The sequence below is a fragment of the Amycolatopsis sp. cg9 genome, assembly GCF_041346945.1.
In the GTDB taxonomy this organism is placed as follows: domain Bacteria; phylum Actinomycetota; class Actinomycetes; order Mycobacteriales; family Pseudonocardiaceae; genus Amycolatopsis.
In genome coordinates, this window is record NZ_CP166850.1 from 6,220,454 (window position 1) to 6,242,726 (window position 22,273).

Annotated in this window: 24 protein-coding genes; 8 read left to right on the top strand and 16 right to left on the bottom strand. The window is 72.3% G+C overall.

The genetic code is table 11. The annotated features are described in order from the left end of the window. Positions 1-106 precede the first annotated feature (106 nt). Positions 107-574 carry a zinc-ribbon domain-containing protein gene (locus tag AB5J73_RS28960; RefSeq protein ID WP_370961824.1) on the bottom strand — a complete coding sequence of 156 codons (468 nt, stop codon included), beginning with the start codon at positions 572-574 and terminating at the stop codon, positions 107-109. Between the two features lie 153 nt (positions 575-727). On the opposite strand from AB5J73_RS28960, the gene AB5J73_RS28965 reads away from it, so the two are divergent. Continuing rightward, the gene (locus AB5J73_RS28965) at positions 728-1,153 is read left to right on the top strand and encodes a nitroreductase/quinone reductase family protein (RefSeq protein WP_370961825.1); all 426 of its coding nucleotides are present in this window, start codon (positions 728-730) and stop codon (positions 1,151-1,153) included. Here AB5J73_RS28965 and AB5J73_RS28970 read toward each other — a convergent pair whose 3' ends face one another. From AB5J73_RS28970 to AB5J73_RS28990, 5 genes are all read right to left on the bottom strand, one after another. Next, positions 1,154-3,268, bottom strand: coding sequence for a transglycosylase domain-containing protein (locus AB5J73_RS28970; protein WP_370961826.1), 2,115 nt, complete (start codon positions 3,266-3,268; stop codon positions 1,154-1,156). A 36-nt stretch (positions 3,269-3,304) separates the two neighbouring features. Further along, a complete protein-coding gene (locus AB5J73_RS28975) occupies positions 3,305-4,126 on the bottom strand; it encodes an ABC transporter permease (protein WP_370961827.1) in 822 nt (273 codons plus the stop codon). After that, positions 4,086-4,889, bottom strand: a complete 804-nt coding sequence (locus AB5J73_RS28980; protein ID WP_370961828.1) for an ABC transporter ATP-binding protein — start codon at positions 4,887-4,889, stop codon at positions 4,086-4,088. Before AB5J73_RS28980 ends, AB5J73_RS28975 begins: the two co-directional genes overlap by 41 nt. Further along, the gene (locus AB5J73_RS28985; RefSeq protein ID WP_370961829.1) at positions 4,886-5,326 is read right to left on the bottom strand and encodes a MarR family winged helix-turn-helix transcriptional regulator; all 441 of its coding nucleotides are present in this window, start codon (positions 5,324-5,326) and stop codon (positions 4,886-4,888) included. Before AB5J73_RS28985 ends, AB5J73_RS28980 begins: the two co-directional genes overlap by 4 nt. Positions 5,327-5,396: 70 nt before the next feature. Continuing rightward, complete coding sequence (locus AB5J73_RS28990) at positions 5,397-5,717, bottom strand: ArsR/SmtB family transcription factor (RefSeq protein WP_370961830.1); 321 nt, start codon at positions 5,715-5,717, stop codon at positions 5,397-5,399. Between the two features lie 86 nt (positions 5,718-5,803). Here AB5J73_RS28990 and AB5J73_RS28995 point away from each other — a divergent pair, with 86 nt between their 5' ends. The 4 genes from AB5J73_RS28995 to AB5J73_RS29010 all read left to right on the top strand — a co-directional run bounded on the left by AB5J73_RS28995 (position 5,804) and on the right by AB5J73_RS29010 (position 8,786). Next, positions 5,804-6,793: an NAD(P)-dependent alcohol dehydrogenase gene (locus tag AB5J73_RS28995; protein ID WP_370961831.1), complete on the top strand. Its 990-nt coding sequence runs from the start codon at positions 5,804-5,806 to the stop codon at positions 6,791-6,793. A 224-nt stretch (positions 6,794-7,017) separates the two neighbouring features. Beyond that, entirely contained in the window at positions 7,018-7,575 is a 558-nt protein-coding gene (locus tag AB5J73_RS29000) for a hypothetical protein (RefSeq protein ID WP_370961832.1), read from the top strand. 82 nt (positions 7,576-7,657) lie between these two features. After that, on the top strand, positions 7,658-8,068 hold the full coding sequence (locus AB5J73_RS29005; protein ID WP_370961833.1) for a VOC family protein: 411 nt from the start codon (positions 7,658-7,660) through the stop codon (positions 8,066-8,068). A gap of 79 nt (positions 8,069-8,147) precedes the next feature. After that, positions 8,148-8,786, top strand: coding sequence for a hypothetical protein (locus AB5J73_RS29010; protein ID WP_370961834.1), 639 nt, complete (start codon positions 8,148-8,150; stop codon positions 8,784-8,786). On the opposite strand, the gene AB5J73_RS29015 is transcribed toward AB5J73_RS29010, so the two are convergent. Then, positions 8,705-9,340, bottom strand: coding sequence for a hypothetical protein (locus tag AB5J73_RS29015; protein WP_370961835.1), 636 nt, complete (start codon positions 9,338-9,340; stop codon positions 8,705-8,707). The two genes, AB5J73_RS29010 and AB5J73_RS29015, sit on opposite strands and share 82 nt — an antisense overlap. A gap of 75 nt (positions 9,341-9,415) precedes the next feature. Here AB5J73_RS29015 and AB5J73_RS29020 point away from each other — a divergent pair, with 75 nt between their 5' ends. Beyond that, positions 9,416-10,093: a GNAT family N-acetyltransferase gene (locus AB5J73_RS29020; protein ID WP_370961836.1), complete on the top strand. Its 678-nt coding sequence runs from the start codon at positions 9,416-9,418 to the stop codon at positions 10,091-10,093. Here the strand turns inward: AB5J73_RS29020 and AB5J73_RS29025 are convergent. Next, positions 10,090-10,515, bottom strand: coding sequence for a hypothetical protein (locus tag AB5J73_RS29025; protein WP_370961837.1), 426 nt, complete (start codon positions 10,513-10,515; stop codon positions 10,090-10,092). The two genes, AB5J73_RS29020 and AB5J73_RS29025, sit on opposite strands and share 4 nt — an antisense overlap. A 135-nt stretch (positions 10,516-10,650) precedes the next feature. On the opposite strand from AB5J73_RS29025, the gene AB5J73_RS29030 reads away from it, so the two are divergent. Next, positions 10,651-11,007, top strand: a complete 357-nt coding sequence (locus AB5J73_RS29030) for a hypothetical protein (RefSeq protein ID WP_370961838.1) — start codon at positions 10,651-10,653, stop codon at positions 11,005-11,007. 110 nt (positions 11,008-11,117) lie between these two features. Here AB5J73_RS29030 and AB5J73_RS29035 read toward each other — a convergent pair whose 3' ends face one another. The 6 genes from AB5J73_RS29035 to AB5J73_RS29060 all read right to left on the bottom strand — a co-directional run bounded on the left by AB5J73_RS29035 (position 11,118) and on the right by AB5J73_RS29060 (position 19,244). Beyond that, the gene (locus tag AB5J73_RS29035; protein ID WP_370961839.1) at positions 11,118-12,554 is read right to left on the bottom strand and encodes an APC family permease; all 1,437 of its coding nucleotides are present in this window, start codon (positions 12,552-12,554) and stop codon (positions 11,118-11,120) included. 87 nt (positions 12,555-12,641) lie between these two features. Then, positions 12,642-13,919 (bottom strand): sensor histidine kinase, encoded by a 1,278-nt coding sequence (locus AB5J73_RS29040; protein WP_370961840.1) that lies wholly within the window; start codon positions 13,917-13,919, stop codon positions 12,642-12,644. Between the two features lie 176 nt (positions 13,920-14,095). After that, the gene (locus tag AB5J73_RS29045; protein ID WP_370961841.1) at positions 14,096-15,526 is read right to left on the bottom strand and encodes a carboxylesterase/lipase family protein; all 1,431 of its coding nucleotides are present in this window, start codon (positions 15,524-15,526) and stop codon (positions 14,096-14,098) included. Between the two features lie 145 nt (positions 15,527-15,671). Continuing rightward, entirely contained in the window at positions 15,672-17,846 is a 2,175-nt protein-coding gene (locus AB5J73_RS29050) for a xanthine dehydrogenase family protein molybdopterin-binding subunit (RefSeq protein ID WP_370961842.1), read from the bottom strand. Then, entirely contained in the window at positions 17,843-18,805 is a 963-nt protein-coding gene (locus AB5J73_RS29055) for a xanthine dehydrogenase family protein subunit M (RefSeq protein ID WP_370961843.1), read from the bottom strand. The genes AB5J73_RS29050 and AB5J73_RS29055 overlap by 4 nt, the downstream gene beginning before the upstream one ends. After that, a complete protein-coding gene (locus tag AB5J73_RS29060) occupies positions 18,792-19,244 on the bottom strand; it encodes a (2Fe-2S)-binding protein (protein WP_370961844.1) in 453 nt (150 codons plus the stop codon). The genes AB5J73_RS29055 and AB5J73_RS29060 overlap by 14 nt, the downstream gene beginning before the upstream one ends. A gap of 194 nt (positions 19,245-19,438) precedes the next feature. Between AB5J73_RS29060 and AB5J73_RS29065 the strand changes: the two genes are divergently transcribed. Next, positions 19,439-20,005, top strand: coding sequence for a TetR/AcrR family transcriptional regulator (locus AB5J73_RS29065; RefSeq protein WP_370961845.1), 567 nt, complete (start codon positions 19,439-19,441; stop codon positions 20,003-20,005). 341 nt (positions 20,006-20,346) lie between these two features. On the opposite strand, the gene AB5J73_RS29070 is transcribed toward AB5J73_RS29065, so the two are convergent. Beyond that, positions 20,347-20,706: a hypothetical protein gene (locus AB5J73_RS29070; protein WP_370961846.1), complete on the bottom strand. Its 360-nt coding sequence runs from the start codon at positions 20,704-20,706 to the stop codon at positions 20,347-20,349. Positions 20,707-20,779: 73 nt separating this feature from the next. Next, complete coding sequence (locus AB5J73_RS29075; protein WP_370961847.1) at positions 20,780-22,264, bottom strand: CoA-acylating methylmalonate-semialdehyde dehydrogenase; 1,485 nt, start codon at positions 22,262-22,264, stop codon at positions 20,780-20,782. Positions 22,265-22,273 lie beyond the last annotated feature (9 nt).

A 22,273-nucleotide genomic window follows, 5' to 3' on the forward strand; every position in this document is an offset into this window, starting at 1 on the left:
GGCTGGCTCGCGCTTGCTGGGGCTTGCTGGCTCTGTGGGGAAACTGACCCGGCTGCGGGCGGCCCGCCGGTGCCGAGGGGTCCGGCAGGCTCGCGCCCGCTGGGAGCTACTGGCCCTGCTGGGGGAACTGGCCCGGCTGGCCCGGCTGGGGGAAGCCCTGCGGCTGCGACGGGTGCGGCGGCTGGAAACCCTGCGGTGCCGGGAAACCCTGGGGCTGGGAGGGGTGCGGGGACTGGAAGCCCTGCGGACCGGCGTCCTGCGAAGGGAAACCCTGCGAAGGGTGCTGCGGCTGGGACGGGTGCGGCGGGTAGCCCGGCGCGGCCTGGGCCTGGCCGTGCTGCTCCTCCTGTGCCTGCAGGCGGACCGCGTCCTCCTTCGGGATGCGGTTTTCGATGCCGCAGAAGGTGCACTGCGCGGTGTACTTGACGCCGATCGGGAAGAGCGGGATGAAGAACAGCGTGAACTTCGTGACCGCCTTGCGGACCGCGTGCGAAGCGGGGTTGCCGCAGCGGCCGCAGAGGAACGTCGTCATCGCCAGCACGTAGATCCGTGTCCGCCAGCCCCAGATCAGCATCGGTCTTCTCTCTTTCGGTCCGTGTTCGCCGCAGCCTCGCACACCGCTCGCGCGCCGCGTGGGGGTTTTCGGGAACTGGTGCGGACCGGGAGCGGGCAAAGTGGACATCGGGGCCGAACGGTGACGGCGGGTGGGCGGGGCTAGATTGGGCCCATGCCGAGCGACCGCGTCCTGAAGACGATGAACGCCGTGCACCGCGGCCTGATCAAGCTCACCGGCGGGCGCGTCGGCTGGCAGGCCGGGATGCCCGTCCTCGAACTCACCACCGTCGGGCGCAAGAGCGGGCAGCCGCGGACGGTGCTGCTGACCTCGCCGCACCAGGAGGGCGACGCGCTCGTCGTCGTGGCTTCGCGCGGTGGGGACGACACGCACCCCGCGTGGTTCCTCAACCTGCGCGACCGGCCGGACGTCGAGGTGTCGCTCAAGGGCGCGCCGAAGCGGCCGATGCGCGCGCGGGTCGCGAACGCCGAAGAGCGCGCGAAGCTCTGGCCGAAGATCGCCGGCCAGTTCAAGAACTACGCGCAGTACCAGACCAAGACCGAGCGCGAGATCCCGCTCGTCTTCCTCGAACCGCGCTAGCTAGCTCCGCGCCTGCAGGTACGCCGGGTCCGGGCCGGGGATCGGCTGGTCCGGGACCCCGGCCAGCAGCTCGCTCATGGCGTGGAAGTACGGCGGCGCGGCGACCGTGCCGCCGAACGCGCCGTGGCCGCAGTCGCCCAGGTGCACCGGGGTACCCGGGCAGATCTCCCGTGGGTGCGAGCCGTCGGCGAAGACCATCGACGACACCGCGTAGCCGTCGACGCCGCCGACGAACGCGACCGATTCGCTCTGCTGGGTCGTGCCCGTCTTGCCGATGTCGGGGCGGGTCCAGCCGGCCGCGTGGGCGGCCTGGGCCGACGTGCCGTCCGTCGTGTCCTTGCTCAGGCCCGCTTCGAGGGTGTTCGCCACGCCGGTCGGGATGACCTGCTCGCACGCCTGCTGCGGCACCGGCACGGCGTTCCCGTTCCGGTCGGTCACCGCCAGGATCGGGTCCGGCGGGCACCAGACGCCGCCGCTCATCAGGGTCGCCGAGACGTTCGCCATCTCCAGCGGGCTGACCGGGCTGTTGCCGAGGGTGAACGACAGCAGGTTCCGGAAGTACGCCGACTGCGGCTCGCTGAACTGCGGGTTGCCCGAAGCGGGGTTCGGCGCGGCACCGGCGTCGTTGGTCGCGAGGGTGTTCCGCAGCCCCAGCTTGTACGCCATGTCGAGCACCGCGGGCATGCCGACCTGGCTCTCCAGCCCGACGAACGCCACGTTCGGCGACGTCGCCAGCCCGTCGGCGAGGCTGATCGGATCGGCGTAGTGGCCGTCGTTGTGGACGGTGTAGCACGACGAATGGGCGTCCGGCACCGGGAAGCACTGGCTGTCCGGGTTCGGCAGCGGCGTGTCCAGGCCGGCCTTGCCGGTGACGAGCGCCGCGGCCGAGGTGAAGATCTTGAACGACGAGCCGGCGCCGAACTCGTTGCTCGCGTCGGCCACGATGTCGGTGGACGTCTCGCCGCGCGCCGGATCCGTGCCGTAGTTCCGGTTGGCGACCATGGCGAGCACCTGGTGCCCGGCCGAACCCGGCTGCACGACGGCGAAGGTGTTCGCCACGCCGTCCTGGGTGGTCGGCACGTTCGCGTCGACGGCGTCCTTCGCCACCTGCGAGACGCGCGGGTCGAGCGTCGTCTTGACCGTGTACCCGCCGGTGGCCAGCCGGTCCGCGGTGAACCCCGCGTGCACGAGGTAGTTTTCCGCGTAGGCGCAGAAGAAGCCCGCGTCCGGCGCCGCGCCCATGCACGTACCGGACGGCGTCACCGGCCCGTCCGGCAGCAGCCCGAGCGGTGCCGCTTTCGCCGTCGCCGCGTAGGACGCCGGGAGGGACCCGTTGGTGACCATGTCGTCGATGACGAGGTTGCGGCGCTGCAGCGCCTTGTCCGGGTGCGTGTACGGGTTGTAGACGCTGGGGTTGTTCACCATTCCGGCGAGCAAAGCGGCCTGCGGCACGGTCAGTTTGTCCGCCGTAGTCCCGAAGTACGCTTTCGCCGCCGCGCCGACCCCGTACACGGTTCCGCTGAATTCGACCACGTTGAGGTAATCGGCCAGAATGTCGTCCTTGCTCATCGTGTCGTTGAGCTGGACGGCCATTTTCGCCTCCCGCAGCTTGCGGGCGAGCGAATCCTCGCGGTCGGCCTGCTGGGCCACCGGGTCGGTCCGGTCGACGACGTTGATCAGGTAGTTCTTGACGTACTGCTGGGTGATCGTCGACGCGCCCTGCAACGCGCCGCCGGTGCTGTCGTTGACCGCCGCGCGCAGCATTCCCTGCGGGTCGACGCCGCCTTCGGTGTAGAAGCGGCGGTCCTCGACCCCGATGATCGCGGCCTTCATCGTCGTCGCGATCCCGGCCGCGGTGACGGGGAGGCGGTACTGCGCGTAGAGCGTCGCGATCGGGGTGCCGTCGCGATCGGTCACCGTCGTGGTGAGCGGCGGATCGGCCGCCGCGAGCTGCGCGGAAATGGCGTCCACCGAATCGCTCACCTGATTCGACAGCAGTCCCGCGCCGATGGCGGCGGGCGCCACCGTGCCCGCCACCAGTATTCCGGCGAGAACGCACAATCCGACCAAAGAGAACACGCCAGGGCGACCATTCACGGAACCGAGATTAGCCATCCGGGAATGAAGCTTCCGTTCGGTGAGAGATGGGCCTCACCGGGCCAACCTGCCGAGCAGCGCCGAAGCGACCGAAATCGCCGCCGCCGTCGCCGCGGCCAGCACGCCGAAGTCGAGACCCAGGTGCGCCGGCGTGCCGATCAGCAGGCCGCGCAGCGCGTCCACCTGGTAGCTCAACGGGTTGACGTGGCTGAGCACCTTCAGCCACGACGGCATCAGGTCCACCGGGTACAACGCGTTGGAGCCGAAGAACAGCGGCATGGTGATCGCCTGCCCGATGCCCATCAGCCGTTCGCGGGACAGCACGATCCCGGCGATCACGATGGACAGGCAGCAGAAGAACGCCGACCCGAGCACGAGGACGACGGCCATCGCGAGCAGCTTCACCGGGTTCGCGGTCAACCCGACGCCGAGGACCGCGGCCAGCACGAGGACCATGAGCGCCTGGACGAGCGCGCGGACCCCGGCCGCGAACGCCTTCCCGGCGACGAGCGCCGCGCGCGGGGTCGGGGTCACCAGGAGCTTGGCGAGCACGCCCGCGTCCCGTTCCCAGATGATCTGGATGCCGTAGAAGATCGCGATGAACAGCGCCGACTGCGCGAGGATGCCCGGCGCGAGGTAGTCGAGGTACGGCGTCGAGCCGGTCGGGATCGCCTTCAGCCGGGTGAACGTCTCCCCGAAGATCAGCAGCCACAGCGCGGGCTGGATCGCGCGGGTGAGCAGCTCGGTCTGGTCGCGGCGCAGTTTCTGCAGTTCCACCAGGCACATCGCGCCGACGCGGGCGACGAGCACGCGCAGCCGGCCGAGCGGACCGGGGTCAGCCGAGACGGCGGGCGGTGCGGCGAGTGGCACGGACACTGCGGATCCCTCCTTCGTCGCTGTCGAGGCGGTCGCCGGTCGCCGCGCGGAACACGTCGTCCAAAGTGGACTCCGGCCCGAGGCCCGCTTCCAGCTCGGCGGGGGTGCCCAGCGCGCGGATCCGGCCGGCGTGCATCAGCGCGACGCGGTCGCAGTGCTGCTCGGCCTCGTCCATGTAGTGGGTCGTGACGAGCACCGTCATCCCGGTCGCTTCGCGGATTTCGGCGATGCGGTCCCACACCGACGAGCGGGCGACCGGGTCGAGGCCGATGGTCGGCTCGTCGAGGATGAGCAGCCGCGGCGAGCTGACCAGGGCCTGGGCCAGCTCGAGGCGGCGGATCATGCCGCCGGAGTACGTCTTGGCCGTGCGGTCGGCGTCGCCCTCGAGCCCGACCAGCTCCAAGGCGTTCCGCACCTGCTGGGTACGCCGCGCGCGCGGGACGTCGAAGAGCCGGGCGAACAACGCGACGTTTTCGCGGCCGGTCAGCGCGCCGTCGGCGGACAGCTGCTGCGGGACGTAGCCGATCAGCCGTCGCACGGCCATCCGGCGGCGGGCGACGTCGACGCCGAAGACCGTGATCTTCTCCGGCGCCGTGGGCAGCAGGGTGGTGATCATCCGGAGGGTGGTGGTCTTGCCCGCGCCGTTCGGGCCGAGCAGGCCGAACACCTCGCCCGCGCGGATCTCCAGGTCGACGCCGTCCACCGCGCGGGTCGGGCCGAACGAATGGCTCAGGCCGGTGCAGCGCACCGCGGGTTCGGTCATGGCTGCTCCTTCAGGACGCCCATGAGTTTTTCCAAGGCCGGCAGCGCGTTCTCGATCGCCTCACGGTCCTCTTCGGACAGTGTGGTGAGGGCTCCGGCGACGAGCCCGGTCCGGGCGCGCCGCCACGACGCCATCCGGTCGCGCGCGGCGCCGGTGATCTCCAGCCGGGCCGCACGCCGGTCCGCGGGGTCGGGCTCGCGGCGCAGCAGCCCGGCGTCGGCGAGCTGGTTGACCAGCGTGCTGACCGAGTTGTTCGCCAGGTGCAGCTCGCGCGCGGCCGCGGCGACGCCGATGCCGGGGTGGTCGGCCACCACGCGCAGGACTTCGACCTGGGCGCCGGGCAGCGGGGAACCGGGCGCTTCGGCGCGCACCCGGCGGCGCACCACGCGGCGGATCCCCTGGACGGCGCCCAGCAGCCGGTCGGCGAGTTCGGTCATGCCGCCAAGGTAGCTCTGACTCAGATCTATTAGCAACGCTAAATGTCTGGTTGGCGCGGAAGCTCCCGGATCAGCGCCCGGCTTCGGCGAGGGCCAGGTCGAGCAGGCCGGGGAACCGGGCGTCGAATTCCTCGCGACGCAAGGCGTTCAGCCGCTGCGTGCCGCTGTCCCACTGCTTGAGCAGGCCCGCCGCGCGGAGGATCTTGAAGTGCCGGGACGCCGCGGGCTTGCTGACCGGCGGCATGATCGCACCGCAGGACTGGCCCGGTTCGCGGGCGAGGGCGGCGACCATGGCCAGCCGGTGCGGGTCGCGGAGGGCTTCGAGGGCCGCGCCGAACGGGACGTCGTCGAGGGCCGGGTGGTCCAAGGGGGTCGCGGTGCGGCTGGCCATGTCCTGAGTATCCCTGGTTGCCGGGGCGCGCGGAGCTGTGCCATGGTCGATGTTAGCCATTCAGTTAACATGAGGGAGGTTCCCCGGTGCGCGTCTACCGTCCCGAGGCCGGAAAGCTGGTCCGCCGCGACGAACCGGAGCCCGAACCGCAGCGCGGGGAAGTGCTCGTCCGCGTCCGGGCGACGTCGCTGAACTACCGCGACCTGCTCATCCTCGACGGCGACCACTTCACCACCGGGCCGGGCGACCTGATCCCGCTGTCCGACGCCGCGGGCGAGGTCGCCGCCGTGGGGGAGGGGGTCACGCGCTTCGCCGCCGGCGACCGGGTGCTCGGTGCCTTCCACTCGCACTGGATCGCCGGACGGCTGCCGGACACGCTGGTCGGCTACGGGAACGGCCAGGACGGCTGGCTCGCGGAGTACCGCGCCGTGCCGGAACACGCGCTCGTCGCGCTGCCGGACTCGCTGACCTACGAGCAGGGCGCGACGCTGCCGTGCGCCGCGGTCACCGCGTGGACGTCGCTCGCCGGCGTGCGCCCGGGCGACGTGGTGCTGACCCTCGGCACCGGCGGCGTCTCGCTGTTCGCCCTGCAGCTCGCCAAGCAGCTCGGCGCGCGGGTCGTCGCGACGACGTCGAGCGAGGAAAAGGCGGCCAAGCTGACCGAGCTCGGCGCGGACACGGTGCTCGACTACCGGGCGACGCCGGAGTGGGGCAAGGCGGTCCTCGACGCCACCGGCGGCCGGGGCGCGGACCGGATCGTCGAGGTCGGCGGGCCGGGCACGTTCGCCCAGTCGCTCGTCGCGGCCGGGACGCACCACGCCGAGATCGCGCTCGTCGGGTTCGTCGGCGCCGAGGGGCCGCCGGTCGAGTTCATGGACCTGTTCCGCAGCGGCGCGACCATCCGGAAGATCTGGGTCGGCAGCCGCGAGGACACCGAGGACCTCCTCCGGTGGCTCGCCGTCCGGCCGCTCGAGCCGGTCGTCGACGGTGTTCACCCGTTCGACGACGCGAACGCCGCCGTTGAGCGGTTCCGGAGCCGGCAGAACTTCGGGAAGGTCGTCATCTCGGCGGCGTGAGGTGAAAGGGGTACCGCTGATCGGCTGAACCTGACCCGGAGTGACCGTTCGGCGGCGAAGTGCTGCCGTTCGCCGCGTGACCGCGTGGTTCCGGACCGGAACCACGCGGCGCGGGCGCATGCTGTCCTTTCCGACCCCGGTGTCCCCGCGCCTGACGTCCACTGTGGACATTGCCAGTGCGCCCGGCCCGGCGGTCTTCTCGACCGGAGATAGGACACATCGTCGTGACCCTGCTGGACAGCAAGCTCGTCCGGTGCTGGACGTCCCGCCCGCACCTGCAGTCCCTCTACACCCTCGCCGCCGCGGCCCCGCGGATGCGCGCCGCGCTCGGCCTCGCGCCCACCGGCGGCGGCACGGTCGGCTTCAAGGTGACCGGGGACGCGCTGGCCCGCACCGAAGCCGAGCTGCTGGCCGCGACGTCGGCCCGGCTGCCGGTGCACCCGCTGGTGACCCAGGACCTCGACGGCCGCTCGACGGTGCGGTGCTGGCGCCGCAACCGCGACCTGCGCGTGCTGACCGCCGACCTGGTCGACGTCGCGGACCGGCTTTCGCGGGCGGGGTACGGCGGCTGCCTGCGGTTCGCCACCGTCGAGTTCGGCGAGCAGACCGGCCGCCTCGACCGGAAGCTGGCTCTGGTGTACCTGTTCGACCGCGGCACGTTCCACACCGCGCCGGCCCCGGGCACGCGGCCGCTCGACCGCTCGCTGGAGCTGCGCGCGCGGGCCGCGTTGCACGGCGCGCTGCCGCTGGAACCCGACGCCCAGCGCCGGTTCGTGCTCTGAGGGTGACGCTGAAAATCCGCCGATTGGCGCTGTCCCGGCGTTCTGCGAGGATGCTGCTCTCTGCCGATCGAAGGAGATGGCCGTGGCTTCTCGTCTCAACCCGTACCTGAGCTTCCGCGACGACGCGCGGCAAGCGATGGAGTTCTACAAGGGCGTCTTCGGCGGCACCCTGACGGTGAACACGTTCGGGGAATTCGGGTCACCCGAAGGGGCGGACGCGGACAAGATCATGCATTCCCAGCTGGAGACCGACAACGGCTTCACGCTCATGGCGTCGGACACCCCGGCCGGGATGGAACACCGGCCGGGCACGAACATCACGGTCAGCCTCAGCGGCGACGACGCCGACGACTTGCGCGGCTACTGGGAACAGCTGAGCGACGGCGCGACCGTGACGGTTCCGTTCGAAAAGCAGATGTGGGGCGACGAATTCGGCGCCCTCGTCGACAAGTTCGGCATTCCCTGGATGGTCAACGTCGTCCAGGGGGCGTAGCGGACCGTTGCAGCGCGCGCCCTCGTCGGTGACGATGAGGTGACGGCGCTTGCGATGCGCCGGGCCCGAAGGAGGCCCGATGGCGGGTACCCCGTGGATGTGCGCGCAGTGCGGTGCGGTCAACGACCCCGCCGCCGGGCGCTGTGGCACCTGCGCGGGCCTGGCCCCGGGCCGGGCCCGCGCGCGGGCGCTGTGGGTGCTGCTGACCCTGATGGTCGTCGCCGGCGTCGCGGTCGGCGGTGTCCTGCTGTTCACCGGGCGCTCGGAGCCCGGCCCGGCCGCGTCCGGGCCCTTCCCGGAGTACACGACGCCCGCGCTGCCCACGACCAAGACCGTGGTGACGACCGCCGGCGCGCTCACCCCGCCGGTCACGCCGTCCACGCCCACCACCACGACTTCTCCGCCGGCCGGAAAGCCGTGCCCCGGCGACGCCGCGCGGTTCCTGCCCGGCGGCCAGGGGACGGCGCTGCTCGTTGGGCAGACGGTGAAGTCGCAGGTCACGATCTGCCGGACCCCGGACGGCCGGATCTTCTACGACGGCCAGGCCCGCGGGCAGGCGGCGTCGGACGACACCCACATCGTCCTGCCCGCCCAGGAGTCGGGCGACGGCTTCGTCGCGGTGAACGGCGAGTACAGCTACAAGGTGGGCGGCGGCCGGCTGGTCGTGTCGGCCGGGTCCGCAGTGCTTTCCGACGAGCCGCTGACCCCCGTCGGCTGAGCGCCGATCGCCTCGATCGCGGCCAGCGGTTCCGCGTCGAACCCCAGGTCGAGGCGCATCTTCGCGCGCAGGAGGCGGTACCCGCGCTGACCCTCCGTCCAGAACGGGCGGTTGTCCTCGCCGAGGTTCTCGGGGTCCATCAGCCGCGAGGCCAGCCGCATCCTCGGCAGCGTCGCGTCGCTGACGAGCTTCCGGACGGGTTCCGGCGCGTGCAGCGCGACCGCGCCGAGTGCGTGCTGGGTTTCGCTCCGCACCTCGCGCAGCTCGGTGAGCTGGTGCTCGTCGACGGGTTTGCCGAGCTCGTGGGACCGGAGCGTCCGGAACAGGACCATGTCGAACGCCTCGAGGACGCCGAGGAGCTCGGCGTAGGCGGCGGCGCGGGTCTCGTGCGTGCGGGCCTCCCGCTCGCGCTGCCACCGGCGCTCTTCGCGGGCGGTTTCCTCGGCCATCCGCTTGGTCTCGCGACGGCCTGAGAGCACCTGCGTGGTGAGCACCCCGGCCAGGCCGAGCAGCGCGACGACGATCGGTATCCACACCGGGACCTGGGAACCCACGAGCGCACCCTACCGGCGGCGCTCAGGATGTGGGACCGGCGCCGCCGGGCCCGCCGGTGCGGGGATCCTGGCGGTATGGCTTCTCCGCTCGACAACCCGGCTTGGGCGTCGCTGACCGGTCCGCACGCCCACTTCGCGGAACGGCGCGGCCGCGTGCTGCGCTACCCCGAGGACGTCGCTCCCTTCCTCGCCCTGCCCGACGACCCCGGTGCGCAGGACTGGCTCGACGTGGCCGAGCTCGCCGGACCGGGAGCGACCGTCGTGGTCGCCGCGACCGTCGAACGGCCGCCGGCCGGCTGGGAGGTGCTCGGCGAGACCCCGGGCGTCCAGCTCGTGGACGAGGGGATCGCGGCCGCGCCGGAGCCGGAGGCCGTGCGGCTGGGGCTCACCGACGTGCCCGAGATGCTCGACCTCGTCGAGCGGACGAAGCCCGGGCCGTTCCGGAAGCGGACCGTCGAACTCGGCACGTACCTCGGCATCCGGCGGGGCGGTGCGCTGGTCGCGATGGCCGGCGAGCGGCTGCACCCGCCCGGCTACACCGAAATCAGCGCGGTCTGCACGGACCCGGCCCACCGCGGGGAGGGCCTGGCGACGCGGCTCGTGCTCGCCGTGGCGGCGGGGATCCGCGAGCGCGGCGAGACGCCGATGCTGCACGCGGCCGCGAGCAACACCTCCGCGATCCGGTTGTACCTGTCGCTCGGGTTCGCCCTGCGGAAGCGGCCGGACTTCGTCGCGGTCCGCGTGCCCGGCTAGGCGCCGGTCGAGGAGCCCGGCCGCACGATCATCAGGACCGTCACCGCCGCCCACAGCAGGTTGAACACCCCGGTGACCATCGCGAGGCGGCTCAGCTTGTCCGGAGTGGACTCACCGGTCAGGAGCCGCTTCTGCCTGGGCAGCACCAGAAGCGCGAGGACCGCGGCCGCGACGGCGGTCAGGCCGATCGACGTGAGCAGCCACGGGTCGCCCATGACGTGCATGGTGCCCGCGACGCCGAACCCGAACACCGGGACGGCGATGGCGGCGTAGGCGTAGACGTGGCAGATCCGGTGCAGCATCGCCGTCACCTCGACCTCGCCCTTGCGGACGGCGGCGGGGAACATGCTGGCCGCGACGGCGACCGGGCCGACGGCCAGCACCGCCGCCAGGACGTGGACCGAGAGCAGGAATTTCGACACGCAGGGAACCTACTGGGCCCGGTGCGCGCCGGGGAGTGGCTGGAACGCCAAGAACCACCGGGTTCCGGCCAACCTCACCGGCATGTCGAATCCGGCGGTCCCCCTTCGACGAACAAGTAGCGAAAGGGGACCACGATGACCACCACGACCTGCACCACCACCCGGGTCCGCAGCCTGCCGGTCCTGCTCGCCACCGAAGACGACGCCGAGGACACCGGCCTGCTGGCGCCCGACGACCGCCTGACCTGCCACGTGCACGGCCGGTGGATCAACCAGTGCGTCGCCTCGCCCGCCCACGTCAGCCCGGTCACCCGGCACCGCTGGTGCCGCGGCTGCCGGACCGAACTGTCCGTCGCGGTGGACGAGCTGTCCCTGGCCGTGGCGATGTCCTGCCCGCGCTGCGGGGACGGCCGCAGCGCCGCGACCACCCGGCTGACCGCCGCGTGCCGGGCGAGCCTGGCCGCCGAGCGCGACATCCGCCGCGCGGCCTGAGCGACCGGCTCGAAGCGCCCAATGTGGCGTTGGGTGCGTCCAGCGCACCCAATGTGGCGTTCGGTGCGCTGGATGCCACCAACGCCACATTGGGGTGCTTGTGGCCGGGGTCAGCGGGGGGCGGGTTCGGTGGCGAGACCGAGTTCGTCGAGGCCCGCGTAGACGTCCGGCCGGCGGTGCCGGAGCCAGGCCGCGAGGCCGAGGCCGGCGGCCGCCGCCACCGCGAGCAGCCAGGGCAGCAGGGCGATCGCGGGGGCTTCGGAGCCGGCGAGCGTGGGGAAGTTGACGATCGCCAGTGCCGTCACGGCGATCAGGCCGAGCCCGCCGAGGCCGGGGGCGATCGCGGTGCGCCACCGCCGCGGGTCGCGCCGTTTGCGGAAGAACGCGACGACGGCGATCCCGGCCAGCGCCTGCAGGGCGATCACGCCGAGGGTGCCGATGCCGGTCATGCTGGCGGTGAGGTCGGCGAGGGGGTCCAGCCCGGCCAGCGCGTACGCCCCGGCGATCAGCGCCGCCAGTCCGATCTGCGTGCCGCTCGCGATGTACGGCGCGCCGTTCGCCGCGTTCGTCCGGCCGAGGACGGCCGGCAGCACGCGGGCCCGGCCGAGGGCGAACAGGTAGCGCGTCGCGGAGTTGTGCAGCGCCAGCAGCGCCGCGAACAGGCTCACGACCAGCAGCAGCATCATCACGTCGGTGAAGAACGAGCCCAGGTACGTCCGGCTGATCGAGAAGACGAGGTCGCCGGTCGCGAGGTGGTCCTGGGCGGTCTGCCCGGCCTGGGCGACGCTCGTCGCGCTGACGATCGCCCACGTCGTGACCGCGGCGAACACGCCGATCAGGACGATCGCGGTGTAGGTCGCGCGGGAGATCGTCCGGTGCGGGTCGCGCGCCTCCTCGCTGAACAGCCCGGTGGCCTCGAAGCCGACGAAAGCGTTGAAGGCGAACAGGAACGCGATCCCGATCGAGCCCGAGAACACCACACCGGGCGAGAACGCCTGGACGTCCAGTCCGGTCCGGACGGCCACCGCGACGTCCAGGACGAGCAGGATCGACACCTCGAGGACGAGCGAAACACCGAGCACCTTCGCGCTGACGTCGACCCCGCGGCGGCCGAGCGCGAACACCGCGACCGCGGAGACGAGGCTCCACAGCTGCCACGGGGTGTGCCGGCCGAAGACCTGCTCGACCACGTTCGCCGTGAAGAAGCCGCTCGTCCCGACCGCGCCGGCGACGAAGCAGTTGTAGCCCAGCAGGGCGATGAGCGCGGCGACGAGGCCCATCGGGCGGCCGAGCCCCTTGGTGACGTAGACGTAGAAGCCGCCCGCGCCGGTGACCACCTTGCTCATCTGCGCGTAGCCGACGCCGAAGAGCACGAGGATCAGCGCGGCGAGCAGGAACGCGCCGGGCATGCCGCCGCCGTTGCCGAGCGCGATGCCCAGGGCGGCGATGACGACGATGCCGGTCAGCGGCGCGACGGCGGCGAGGACGAGGAAGACGACGCCCGGTGTGCCCAGCGCGTCGCGGCGCAGGGAGCCCGAATCGGCCATGGGGGTTTCTCCTCCCGCGGGGACTGTCCCGGGCATGGTGCGCCCCGGCCGTCGCGGGAGTCTTGTGCCGCAGCGCAGATCCGTTGCCTAGCCCGGCACCCACATCGTGACGCGGGTGCCGCGGCCGGGCTGCGAGTCCACGGTGCCGTGCCCGCCGACCTCGGCCAGCCGGGCCACGATGGACTGGCTGATGCCGAAGCCCGGCGGCCGGTCGTGGACGTCGAAGCCCTGGCCTTGATCGCGGGCCACCACCGCGATCCCGCCGTCGCGTTCCTCCACGCGGAGCACGACCTGCTTGGTCCCGGAGTGCTTCACGGTGTTGCGCAACGCTTCCCGGACCGCCTCGACCAGCGCGGTGCGGCGGGCGGAGGAAACCTTGTGGTCGTCGGCGAAGTCCGCGGCGACGAGCTGCGTGCGCAGGCCGTCGCGGGCCAGCTCGGTGGCGACGTCGGCGAGTTCGACCGCGAAGCTGCGCGTCGGGCCCGTCGGCACCGGCTCGGTGATCTGGCGGCGCAGCTCGGCCGCTTCCGCCTTGGCGACCGAGCGGAGTTCGGCCAGCCGCGTGACGGCCTGCGCTTCGTCGCCGGGCGCCGAGATGGCCAGTGCTTCGAGCGTCTGCAGCACGCTGTCGTGCATGATGCGCCGGGTCCGGCGGCGTTCGGCTTCGCGCCCGCGCCGCAGCCCGATGTCGACCGCGAACCGGGTGCCGACGCCGAGCAGGATGAGGATCGCGACGGCCAGCACGATTGCCACCGCCAGCGCGACCAGGCAGCCGATCGACCGCGTCAGGGCGAGCTGGTGGCCCAGCGGGAGGCCGCCCGCGACGGTCAGCGCCGCCCGCAACGGCACGGCCGCCGCGAACAGCCACAGCGCCGCGGGCAGCCCGGACGTGCCCGCCCACATGGCGACCGAGCCGACCAGCCAGGTCCACGACACGTCGACCGCGAACGGCTGCACCGAAGCCGGCGCCGTCATGGCCACGGCGAAGTTGAGCAGGACGCCGACGGCGAGGTCCAGGCCGAGGGCGCGGGTGGTGATCCGGGCCCGCAGCCCGCCGGACCGCAGCACCCAGACCGCCGCGGCGGTGTTGGCCAGCACCGCGAACGCGGTCGCGCCCAGCACCGGCCCGAGCCCGAGCCCGCCGTTGGCGGCGGCGAACCCGATGAACACCTTGACGAACGCCGCGATCCGGTACGCCAGCGGCACGAGCACCCAGTAGCGCGAGGCACGCGCGAGCGTCGCGTCCCCGACCGCGGTCAAGTCGCCGTTGTCGGTGGCGGGCCCGGCGGGCTCCGCGGGTGTGCCGCTGCGCAGCAGCGTGCGGACGAACGCGCGCGGCGGTGCGGCAAAGCCCGCCTCGGGCATCGGTGGTCCCCATTCATCCGGCCGTCCGGGCGGCCTGAGCCTGGCAGCGCGGCGGGGGAGTCGTCAACCGTCCCGGGCCGGAGTCCAGCCCGGTGGAGCAAGCCGCGCGACGGGTTCGTGACCTTGGGGGCCGCGATCGGTTGCGCGGTGCCGCCGGACGGCCGCGCGGTCGTCGCTCAGTACGCGTGGAACATCGTGTCCTCGCCCGCGTACTCCGGCCAGCCCGGCGAACCCGTGGTGGCGAAGCTGTGCCAGGCGCCGTTCAGCTCCGTGGCCAGCTCCTGCGGTGGGTTGTCGCCGAGGAGGCCGCGGGGGCCGGGGACCGCGGCCAGTGCGTCGAACACGAACGGCAGCTCGAGTCCGTGGCACGCGCCCAGGCGGCCGTCGAGGAGGGGGGAGCCCCACTCGAACTCGTAGCGGAACGTCCGGCCGGTGTGGTTGTCGGCCAGGTCGCGGACGCCGTCGCGGAAGACCAGGTCGGTCAGGGCTTCGACGAGGACCTGGCCGGCCGGGGCGCCGGAGCCGAGGCCGTAGGCGTGCAGCACGCCGGCTGGGTCCGGGTGGGACACCGCCAGCGACGCGATCGCCTGGTCGTCGGTCACCGCTTCCAGCGCGCCGGTGGGGACCAGGTAGAGCCGCATCTCCTCGCTGCAGCTCCCGGCGATCAGGTCGACGTCGCGGCCCGCGCCCGCCCGGATCGCCTTGGCCGGGTGGTGCGGGAGGACGTCGTCGCCGATCACCGGGAGGAAGGGACTCAGGCCGTAGCCGCGGTCGTAGCCGAGCGCGTCGCGCAGGTCGGGGGCGCCGCCGGGGCGCAGGACGGCGTCCTGGGCGTCGAGCAGCTGCTCGGTCGACACCTTCCGGAACGCCTCCGCGGTGGGTTCGACCTTCAGCTCGTCGGCGACCACCCGGGCCAGCCGCCGCGCCTGGACGCCGTCGCGGACCATGTCGGGGTGTCCGCTTTGGACGATCGCGCGCCGGAAGAGGCCCGGCGACAGCGGCGAGCCGAGCAGGCAGGCGACGCTGACCGCACCGGAGGCGGCGCCGAAGAGGGTGACGTTGGCGGGGTCGCCGCCGAAGCCGGCGATGTTCTCCTGGACCCAGCGCAGCGCCGCGAGCTGGTCGCGCAGCCCGAGGTTGGTGGTGCCGCCGTCCAGCGGCAGGAAGCCGTCGACGCCGAGCCGGTACTGCACGGTCACCAGCACCGCGCCGGCGCGGGCGAACGCCGTGCCGTCGTAGGCCGCGGCCGAGCCGGTGCCGCCGAGGAACGAGCCACCGTGGACGAACACCAGCACCGGCAGCGCGGCGGCGCCCGGCTGCGGCGTCCACACGTCGACCGTCAGGTACTCCGGGCCCGGCCGCCAGCCGGGGCCGGCGAGCGGGGTCAGGTCCAGGCCGGGGACGTCGTGGCGGCGCTGCGGGGCGGTCGGCCCCGGTCTTCTCGCGTCACGGACCTCTTCCCACGGAGGCGCGGGGACGGGCTCGGCGAAGCGCAGATCACCTTCGGGCGCGGCGGCGTACGGGACGCCCCGGAAGAGCGCGACGCCGTCGGCGGTGACCTGACCGCGGACCGCGCCGGAAGTGGTGGGGACGACCGGGTCGGTCATGCGGGGGATCCCTTCGTGGCACACCGGAGGAGGAGTCCCGACAGCCTAGGACCGCTGACGGGTCGCCGTCATGGGCGATCGTCCCCGCTGTTGTCGCGGATGGGTAACGGCGGGGCGGGGCACCCGCGGGTGCCCCGCCCCCCGGTCAGTCTTCGAGGAGGTCCTCGATGGTGATCGGGATGTGCCGGACCCGCGTGCCGGTGGCGTTGTACACGGCGTTGGCCACCGCCGCCGCCATGCCGACCGTGCCGATCTCGCCGAGACCCCGCGCGCCGACGGCGTTGTGCAGGGTGTCCGGGTACTCGACGAAGTGGACGTCGACCTCCGGGATGTCGGCGTTGACCGGGAGCAGGTAGCTCGCGAAGTCGCCGTTGGCGAGCCGGCCGTTCGCCTCGATCTCCAGACCCTCGTGCAGCGCCGCCGAGACGCCCCAGATCATGCCGCCCATGATCTGGCTGCGGGCCGCCTTGTCGTTGATGATCCGGCCCGAGTCGAACACGCCGAGCAGCCGCGAGACCCGGGCTTCGCGCGTCAGCTTGTGCACCCGGACCTCGCAGAACTGGGCGCCCCACGAACTGAACGAGTGCTTCGTGAGCTCCTCACCCGGTGCCGACGAGCCGGTCACTTCGAGCGACTCGCGGCCCACGGCGCGCAACAGCTCGCCGAAGGTCATGCTGCGGCCGTCCGCGAACACCTTGCCGTCGGCGTAGGTGACTTCGTGGCCTTCGAACGGCGCACCGGGATCGGCGGCGAGCGCCACGAGCTCGTCGATGGCCTTGACCGCGGCGATCATGATCGCCGTGCCCGCGCTCGCCGTCGCCGTCGAACCGCCGGACAGGCCGCCCGGCGGCAGCGCCGAGTCGCCGAGCCGCGGCGTGATCCGGTCGGCCGGGATGTCGAGCGATTCCGCGCCCACCAGGGAGAGCACGGTCAGCAGGCCGGTGCCGGGGTCCGCGCCGCTGGTGGCGACGTCGGCGGTGTCGTCCGCGCGCAGCGTGATGCCGACCGTGGCCGGGAACCGCAGCGCCGGGAACATCGCGGTGGCGACGCCCGTGCCGACGAGCCAGTCGCCTTCGGTGCGCGTGCCCGGCGGGCGGTGCGCCCAGCCGAAGCGCTGCGCGCCGATGCGGAAGCACTCGTCGAGGTGCTTGCTCGACCACTGCAGGTCCTTGCCGGGCGGGGCGGTCGAGTTGTTGCGGATGCGCAGCTCGATCGGGTCCATGCCCAGCGCGACGGCGAGTTCGTCGATCGCGCTTTCCAGCGCGAACGAGCCGGGTGCCTCGCCGGGGGCGCGCATGAACGTCGTCGGCGGGATGTTCAGCGGCACGATCTTCTGGCTGATGGCCAGGTTCTGCGTGGCGTACCACTCGCGCGAGGTGCCGTGCGACGTCGGCTCGACGAACGAGCGGGCGGTGTCGGTGCTGCACCACGAGTCGTGGCTGAGCGCGACGAGCGAGCCGTCCCGTTCGGCGCCGAGCTTGATGGTCTGGACCGTCGCGGCCCGGCCGGCGGTCGCGGTGAAGACCTGCTCGCGGGTGAGCGCGGCCTTCACCGGGCGGTCGAGGGCCCGGGCCGCCGCGGCGGCCAGGAACGCCGGCGCGGACGTCCGGCCCTTGCCGCCGAACGCGCCGCCGACGAACGGGTTCACGCAGTGGACGGCTTCCAGCTCCAGTTCCAGGGCGCTGGCCAGCTCCATCGCCTGCAGGTTCGACGCCTGGTTCCCGCTGTAGACGGTCAGCTCGCCGTTGTCCCACACCGCGACCGCGGAGTGCGGCTCCATCGCGGCGTGGTTCTGCGTCGCCGTGGTGTAGGTAGCCTCGACGACGACCGGGCTAGCGGCGAACGCGTCTTCGATGGATTCGACGCCGTCGGCGAGGACCTCCAGCGTCGGCGGCGCGCCGTCCCGGGCCGGCGGCGCGTCTTCGGCCGTGGCGAGGCCTTCGGTCAGCGACGTCTTGGCCGGCAACGGGCGGTAGGCGACGTTCACCAGCGACGCCGCGTCGCGGGCCTGCTCGAACGTCTCCGCGACGACGAAGCCGATCGGCTGGCCGTAGTAGGTGACTTCCTTGTCCTGCAGCGGCACCCACGTGTCGCCGAACAGCGGCGACGTGGCCGTGCGCATCTCCAGCGCGTCGAACGGCGAGTACACGCCGAGCACGCCGGGCGCTTCCCGCGCCGCGGAGAAGTCCATGGCCTCGATCTCGCCGTGGGCGATCGTGCTGAGCACGACGTAGCCGTAGGCCATGCCGGGGAAGTGGTGGTCGGCGCCGTACTTGGCCCGGCCGGTGACCTTCAGCGGCGCGTCCAGCCGGGTGATCATCGGGAGCTCTCCTCGGTCAGTTCGAGCAGTGCGCGGACGAGGGTGCGCTTGAGCAGCGGCACCTTGTACCCGTTGTCGGACAACGGTTCGGCGCCCTCGGCCGCGACGGCGGCGGCTTCTTCGAAGGTGGCCTGGGTGGCCGGGCGGCCGCGCAGGGCCGCTTCGACGGACGGCAGGTGCCACGGCACGGTGCCCACGCCGCCGGCCGCGACGCGCGCGTCGGCGACGACGCCGTCCCGCACGTCCAGCGCGACGGCGGCCGAGCACAGCGCGAACTCGTAGGACTGGCGGTCGCGCACCTTGACGTAGGTGGAGTTCGCCGCCCAGTCCAGCCGGGGCACGACCACCTCGGTGATGAGCTCGCCCGGCCGCAGGTCGTTCTCGAGCGCGGGGGTGTCGCCGGGCAGCTGGTAGAAGTCGCGCAGGGCGACTTCGCGCGTGCCTTCGGCGTCGGCCAGCTTCACACGTGCGTCGAGCGCGACCAGGGCGACCGCGACGTCACTGGCGTGCGTCGCGGCGCACGAGTCGCTGGTGCCGAGGATCGCGTGCATCCGGTTCGCGCTCGTGAGCGCCGGGCAGCCGCTGCCGGGCACGCGCTTGTTGCACGGCGAGGCGACGTCGCGGAAGTACGAGCAGCGCGTGCGCTGCAGCAGGTTCCCGCCGATGCTGGCCATGTTCCGCAGCTGCTGGGACGCGCTGAGCAGCAGGGCCCGCGAGATCGCCGGGTACACCTGCGGGTGCGCGGCGATGGCGCTCATCCGCTCCAGCGCGCCGAAGCGCAGGCCGTCGCTCGTGTCGATGCCGCGCAGCGGGACCTGGTTGATGTCGAGGACGTGCTCGGGCGTGAGGACGTCGAGCTTCATGAGGTCGACGAGCGTCGTGCCGCCGGCGAGGAAGGTGCCGGGGGTCGCGAGCGCCGCTTCGACGGAGGTGGGCGCGGTCAGCTCAAAGGGACGCATCGGCGCTCCTCGCCTGCTCGACGGCCTTGACGATGTTCGGGTAGGCGGCGCACCGGCAGAGGTTGCCGGACATGAACTCCCGCACGTCCTCGACGCCCTGCTCGACGGCGGCGACCGCCGACATGATCTGCCCGGCGGTGCAGAACCCGCACTGCAGCGCGTCCTGGTCCACGAACGCCTGCTGCACCGGGTGCAGCTCGTCCGCTGTGGACAGTCCTTCGACGGTGGTGACCGGCTCCGTGACGGTGGCGGCGAGGGTCAGGCACGACAGCACGGGCCGCCCGCCGACGTGCACCGTGCAGGCGCCGCACTGGCCGCGGTCGCAGCCCTTCTTGGGGCCGGTGACGTCGAGGCGCTCGCGCAGCGCGTCCAGGAGTGTCACGCCCGGATCGACGGTGAGGTGTTCGGTACTGCCGTTGACTTCGAGTGAGATGTCCACAGGTCTCTTTCCGCAGCTCGCCCGGAGCCGTTCCGGACGGTGGTGGTGGCGGCGATCAAGGGAGCGGATAGTCATCCGCTTCACCTGTTCGCGAGGCTAGCGGATTACAATCCGCTTCGCAACGAAGCGGTCACGCTGGAGTTGCTCCAGGTCTGGGTTAGATTCGGCGGACGGAACGAGGAACGGGAGGGACGATGACGACGGGCTCGGTCAGTCCCCGGCGCGCGGACACCCGGCGCAACCACGAGCGCATCCTCGTCGCGGCCGGGGAGTCGCTGGCCCGGACGGGCGAGGTCTCGTTCAACGCGATCGCGAAGCAGGCCGAGGTCGGCGTCGGCACGGTGTACCGGCACTTCCCGACGCCGGAGGCGCTGATCCTGGCGGTCTACCAGCGCGAGGTGCGGCACATCGTGGACATCGTGCCGGTGCTGCTGGAGAAGCACGGGCCGGACGAGGCGTTCCGGGTGTGGGTCACCGACCACCTGGCGCACTACATGATGACGAAGAAGGGACTCGCCGACGCCCTGCGCCGCGCGACGGCCTCGCGCGGCGAACTGCCGGCGAGTGCGTACGAGGCCATGATCGGCGCGATGGCGGGCCTGCTCGAGGCGAACGCGGCGGCGGGAACGGTGCGGCCCGGCCTCGACCCGGTGGTGGTGCTGCGCGGCCTGGCCGGATTGCTGCTGCTCGACCCGGGCGGCGACTGGCGGGGAGAGGCGGCCAGCCTGGCCGACCTGCTGTGGCACGGGATGGCTCGCTAGGCGGGTTTGGTGGGTGGCGCCGGACTGTTTTGGTGCCGGGTGGGTTTGCTGGGTGACGACGGGGTGCGTTGGTGCCGGGCGGGCCGGTGGGTGAGCTTGCGGGGTGGCGTCGACTTGGTGCGGTGCGGGCTGGGCCGCGCGGTGGGTTCGTGGGGCGGTGCCGGTTCGTTGTGGTGAGGGGTGGGCCGCGCGGTTGGTTCGTTGGGTGGCGCCGGTTCCTTGTGGGGTGGAGCGGGCCGGTGGGTGAGTTCGTGGGGCGGTGCCGACTTGGTGTGATGCGGGGTCGGCGGCGTGGCGGGTTTGGTGGGTGGTGGCGGTTTGGTGGGGCACGGCGTGGTCCGCTAGGCGGTTTCGTCCAGCTGGACGGTCACCGTGACGCGGCCTTTTTCGTCGCGGTGGGCGATGGCGTGGCCGGTGCGGTCGGTGTCGTCGAGTTCGAGGGACAGCGGGGCGCCGTCGCCGGTGAAGTTGCGCCACCAGGATTTTGCGTCCGGTAGGCGGACTCCGATCGTGACGGTGTTGCCCGTGCGGCGGTAGCCGACCGGGGTGGTGAAGGTGCGGCCTGACCGGCGGCCGGTGTAGGTGACCTGGGTCAGGTGGCGGCGGACCAGGCGGCCCCAGCGCGGTGACGTCCGCAGTGAGCCCACGCAGGTGTTGACGCGAGCCACGGCGTTCTTCGGGAGCGGGCCTCGGTATCCCACGGCGGCCTCCTTCGTCGGTGCCGCCGTCCACCGTACCGGAAACCGGAGATGAGTATTCCGGTTACCGGTGGGGCTAGCTGGAGGTGGGGAAGTTGAAGCCCGCCTCCGTATGGGGCCAGCGGGTGGTGACGACCTTGGCGCGGGTGTAGAACCGCACCCCCGCCGGGCCGTGGATGGGGCTGTCGCCGATCAGGGAGTCTTTCCAGCCGCCGAAGGAGTAATACGACATCGGGACCGGGACCGGGACGTTCACCCCGATCATGCCGACCTTGACCTCGCGCTGGAACTTCCGTGCTGCCTCACCACTGCCGGTGAAGATCGCGGTGCCGTTGCCGTAGGGGTTGGAATTGATGACCGCGATCGCCTCCTCCACCGTCTCCACGCGCACGATCGCCAGGACCGGGCCGAAGATTTCCTCCCGGTAGGCGTCCATGTCCGTGGTCACGTGGTCCAGCAGGGACGGTCCGACGAAGAAGCCGTCTTCGTGTCCGGCGACGTGCAGGTCGCGGCCGTCGACCACCACCGTGGCGCCCTGCTCCGCGCCGCGGGTGACCGAGTGGATGACGCGGTCGCGGGCGGCGGCGGTGACGACCGGGCCCATGTCACTGCCCGGATCCGAGCCGGGGCCGACCTGCACCTCGCGGGCCTTGCGTTCCAGGATCTCCACCAGCCGGTCCCCGGCTGTGCCGACGGCGACGCCGACGGAGATGGCCATGCAGCGTTGCCCGGCTGAGCCGAACGCGGCCGCGGTGAGGTGGTTGGCGGCGTAGTCCAGGTCGGCATCGGGCAGGACCACGGCGTGGTTTTTCGCCCCGCCGAGGGCTTGGACGCGTTTGCCGGTGGCGGTGGCGCGCTCGTGGACGTATCGGGCGATGGGAGTGGAGCCGACGAACGACACGGCGGCGATGTCGGGGTGGTCGAGGATCGCGTCGACGGTGGTTTTGTCGCCGTGCACGACGTTGAAGACTCCGTCGGGCAGGCCGGCTTCGGTGTAGAGGCGGGCGACGTAGCTGGCGGCGGAGGGGTCGCGTTCGCTGGGTTTGAGGATGACGGTGTTGCCGGTGGCGATGGCGATGGGGTGCATCCACAGCGGGACCATGACCGGGAAGTTGAAGGGGGTGATCCCGGCGACCACGCCGAGGGGCTGGCGGAAGTCGTGGACGTCGACGTCGCGGGAGACCTGGTCGGAGAAGCTGCCTTTGAGGGCGTCGGCGATGCCGCAGGCGTATTCGACGACTTCGCGGCCACGCACGATTTCGCCGCGGGCGTCGTCGATGACTTTGCCGTGCTCGGCCGAGACGATCTTCGCGAGTTCGTCTTCGTGTTGTACGAGCAGCTCGCGGAAGGCGAACATGACTTTGGTGCGCTGGGACAGGGAGGACTCGCCCCAGGACTCGAAGGCCTTGGCCGCGGCGGCGACGGCGGTGTCCACATCGGACGGTTCAGCCAGCAGCACGGTGGCTTGCTGGTGGCCGGTGGCGGGGTTGTGGACGGGGGCGGTGCGGGTCGAGCCCGCGGGTGTGGTGGTGCCGTTGATCCAGTGCTCGATGGTGTTCACGCCTGCTCC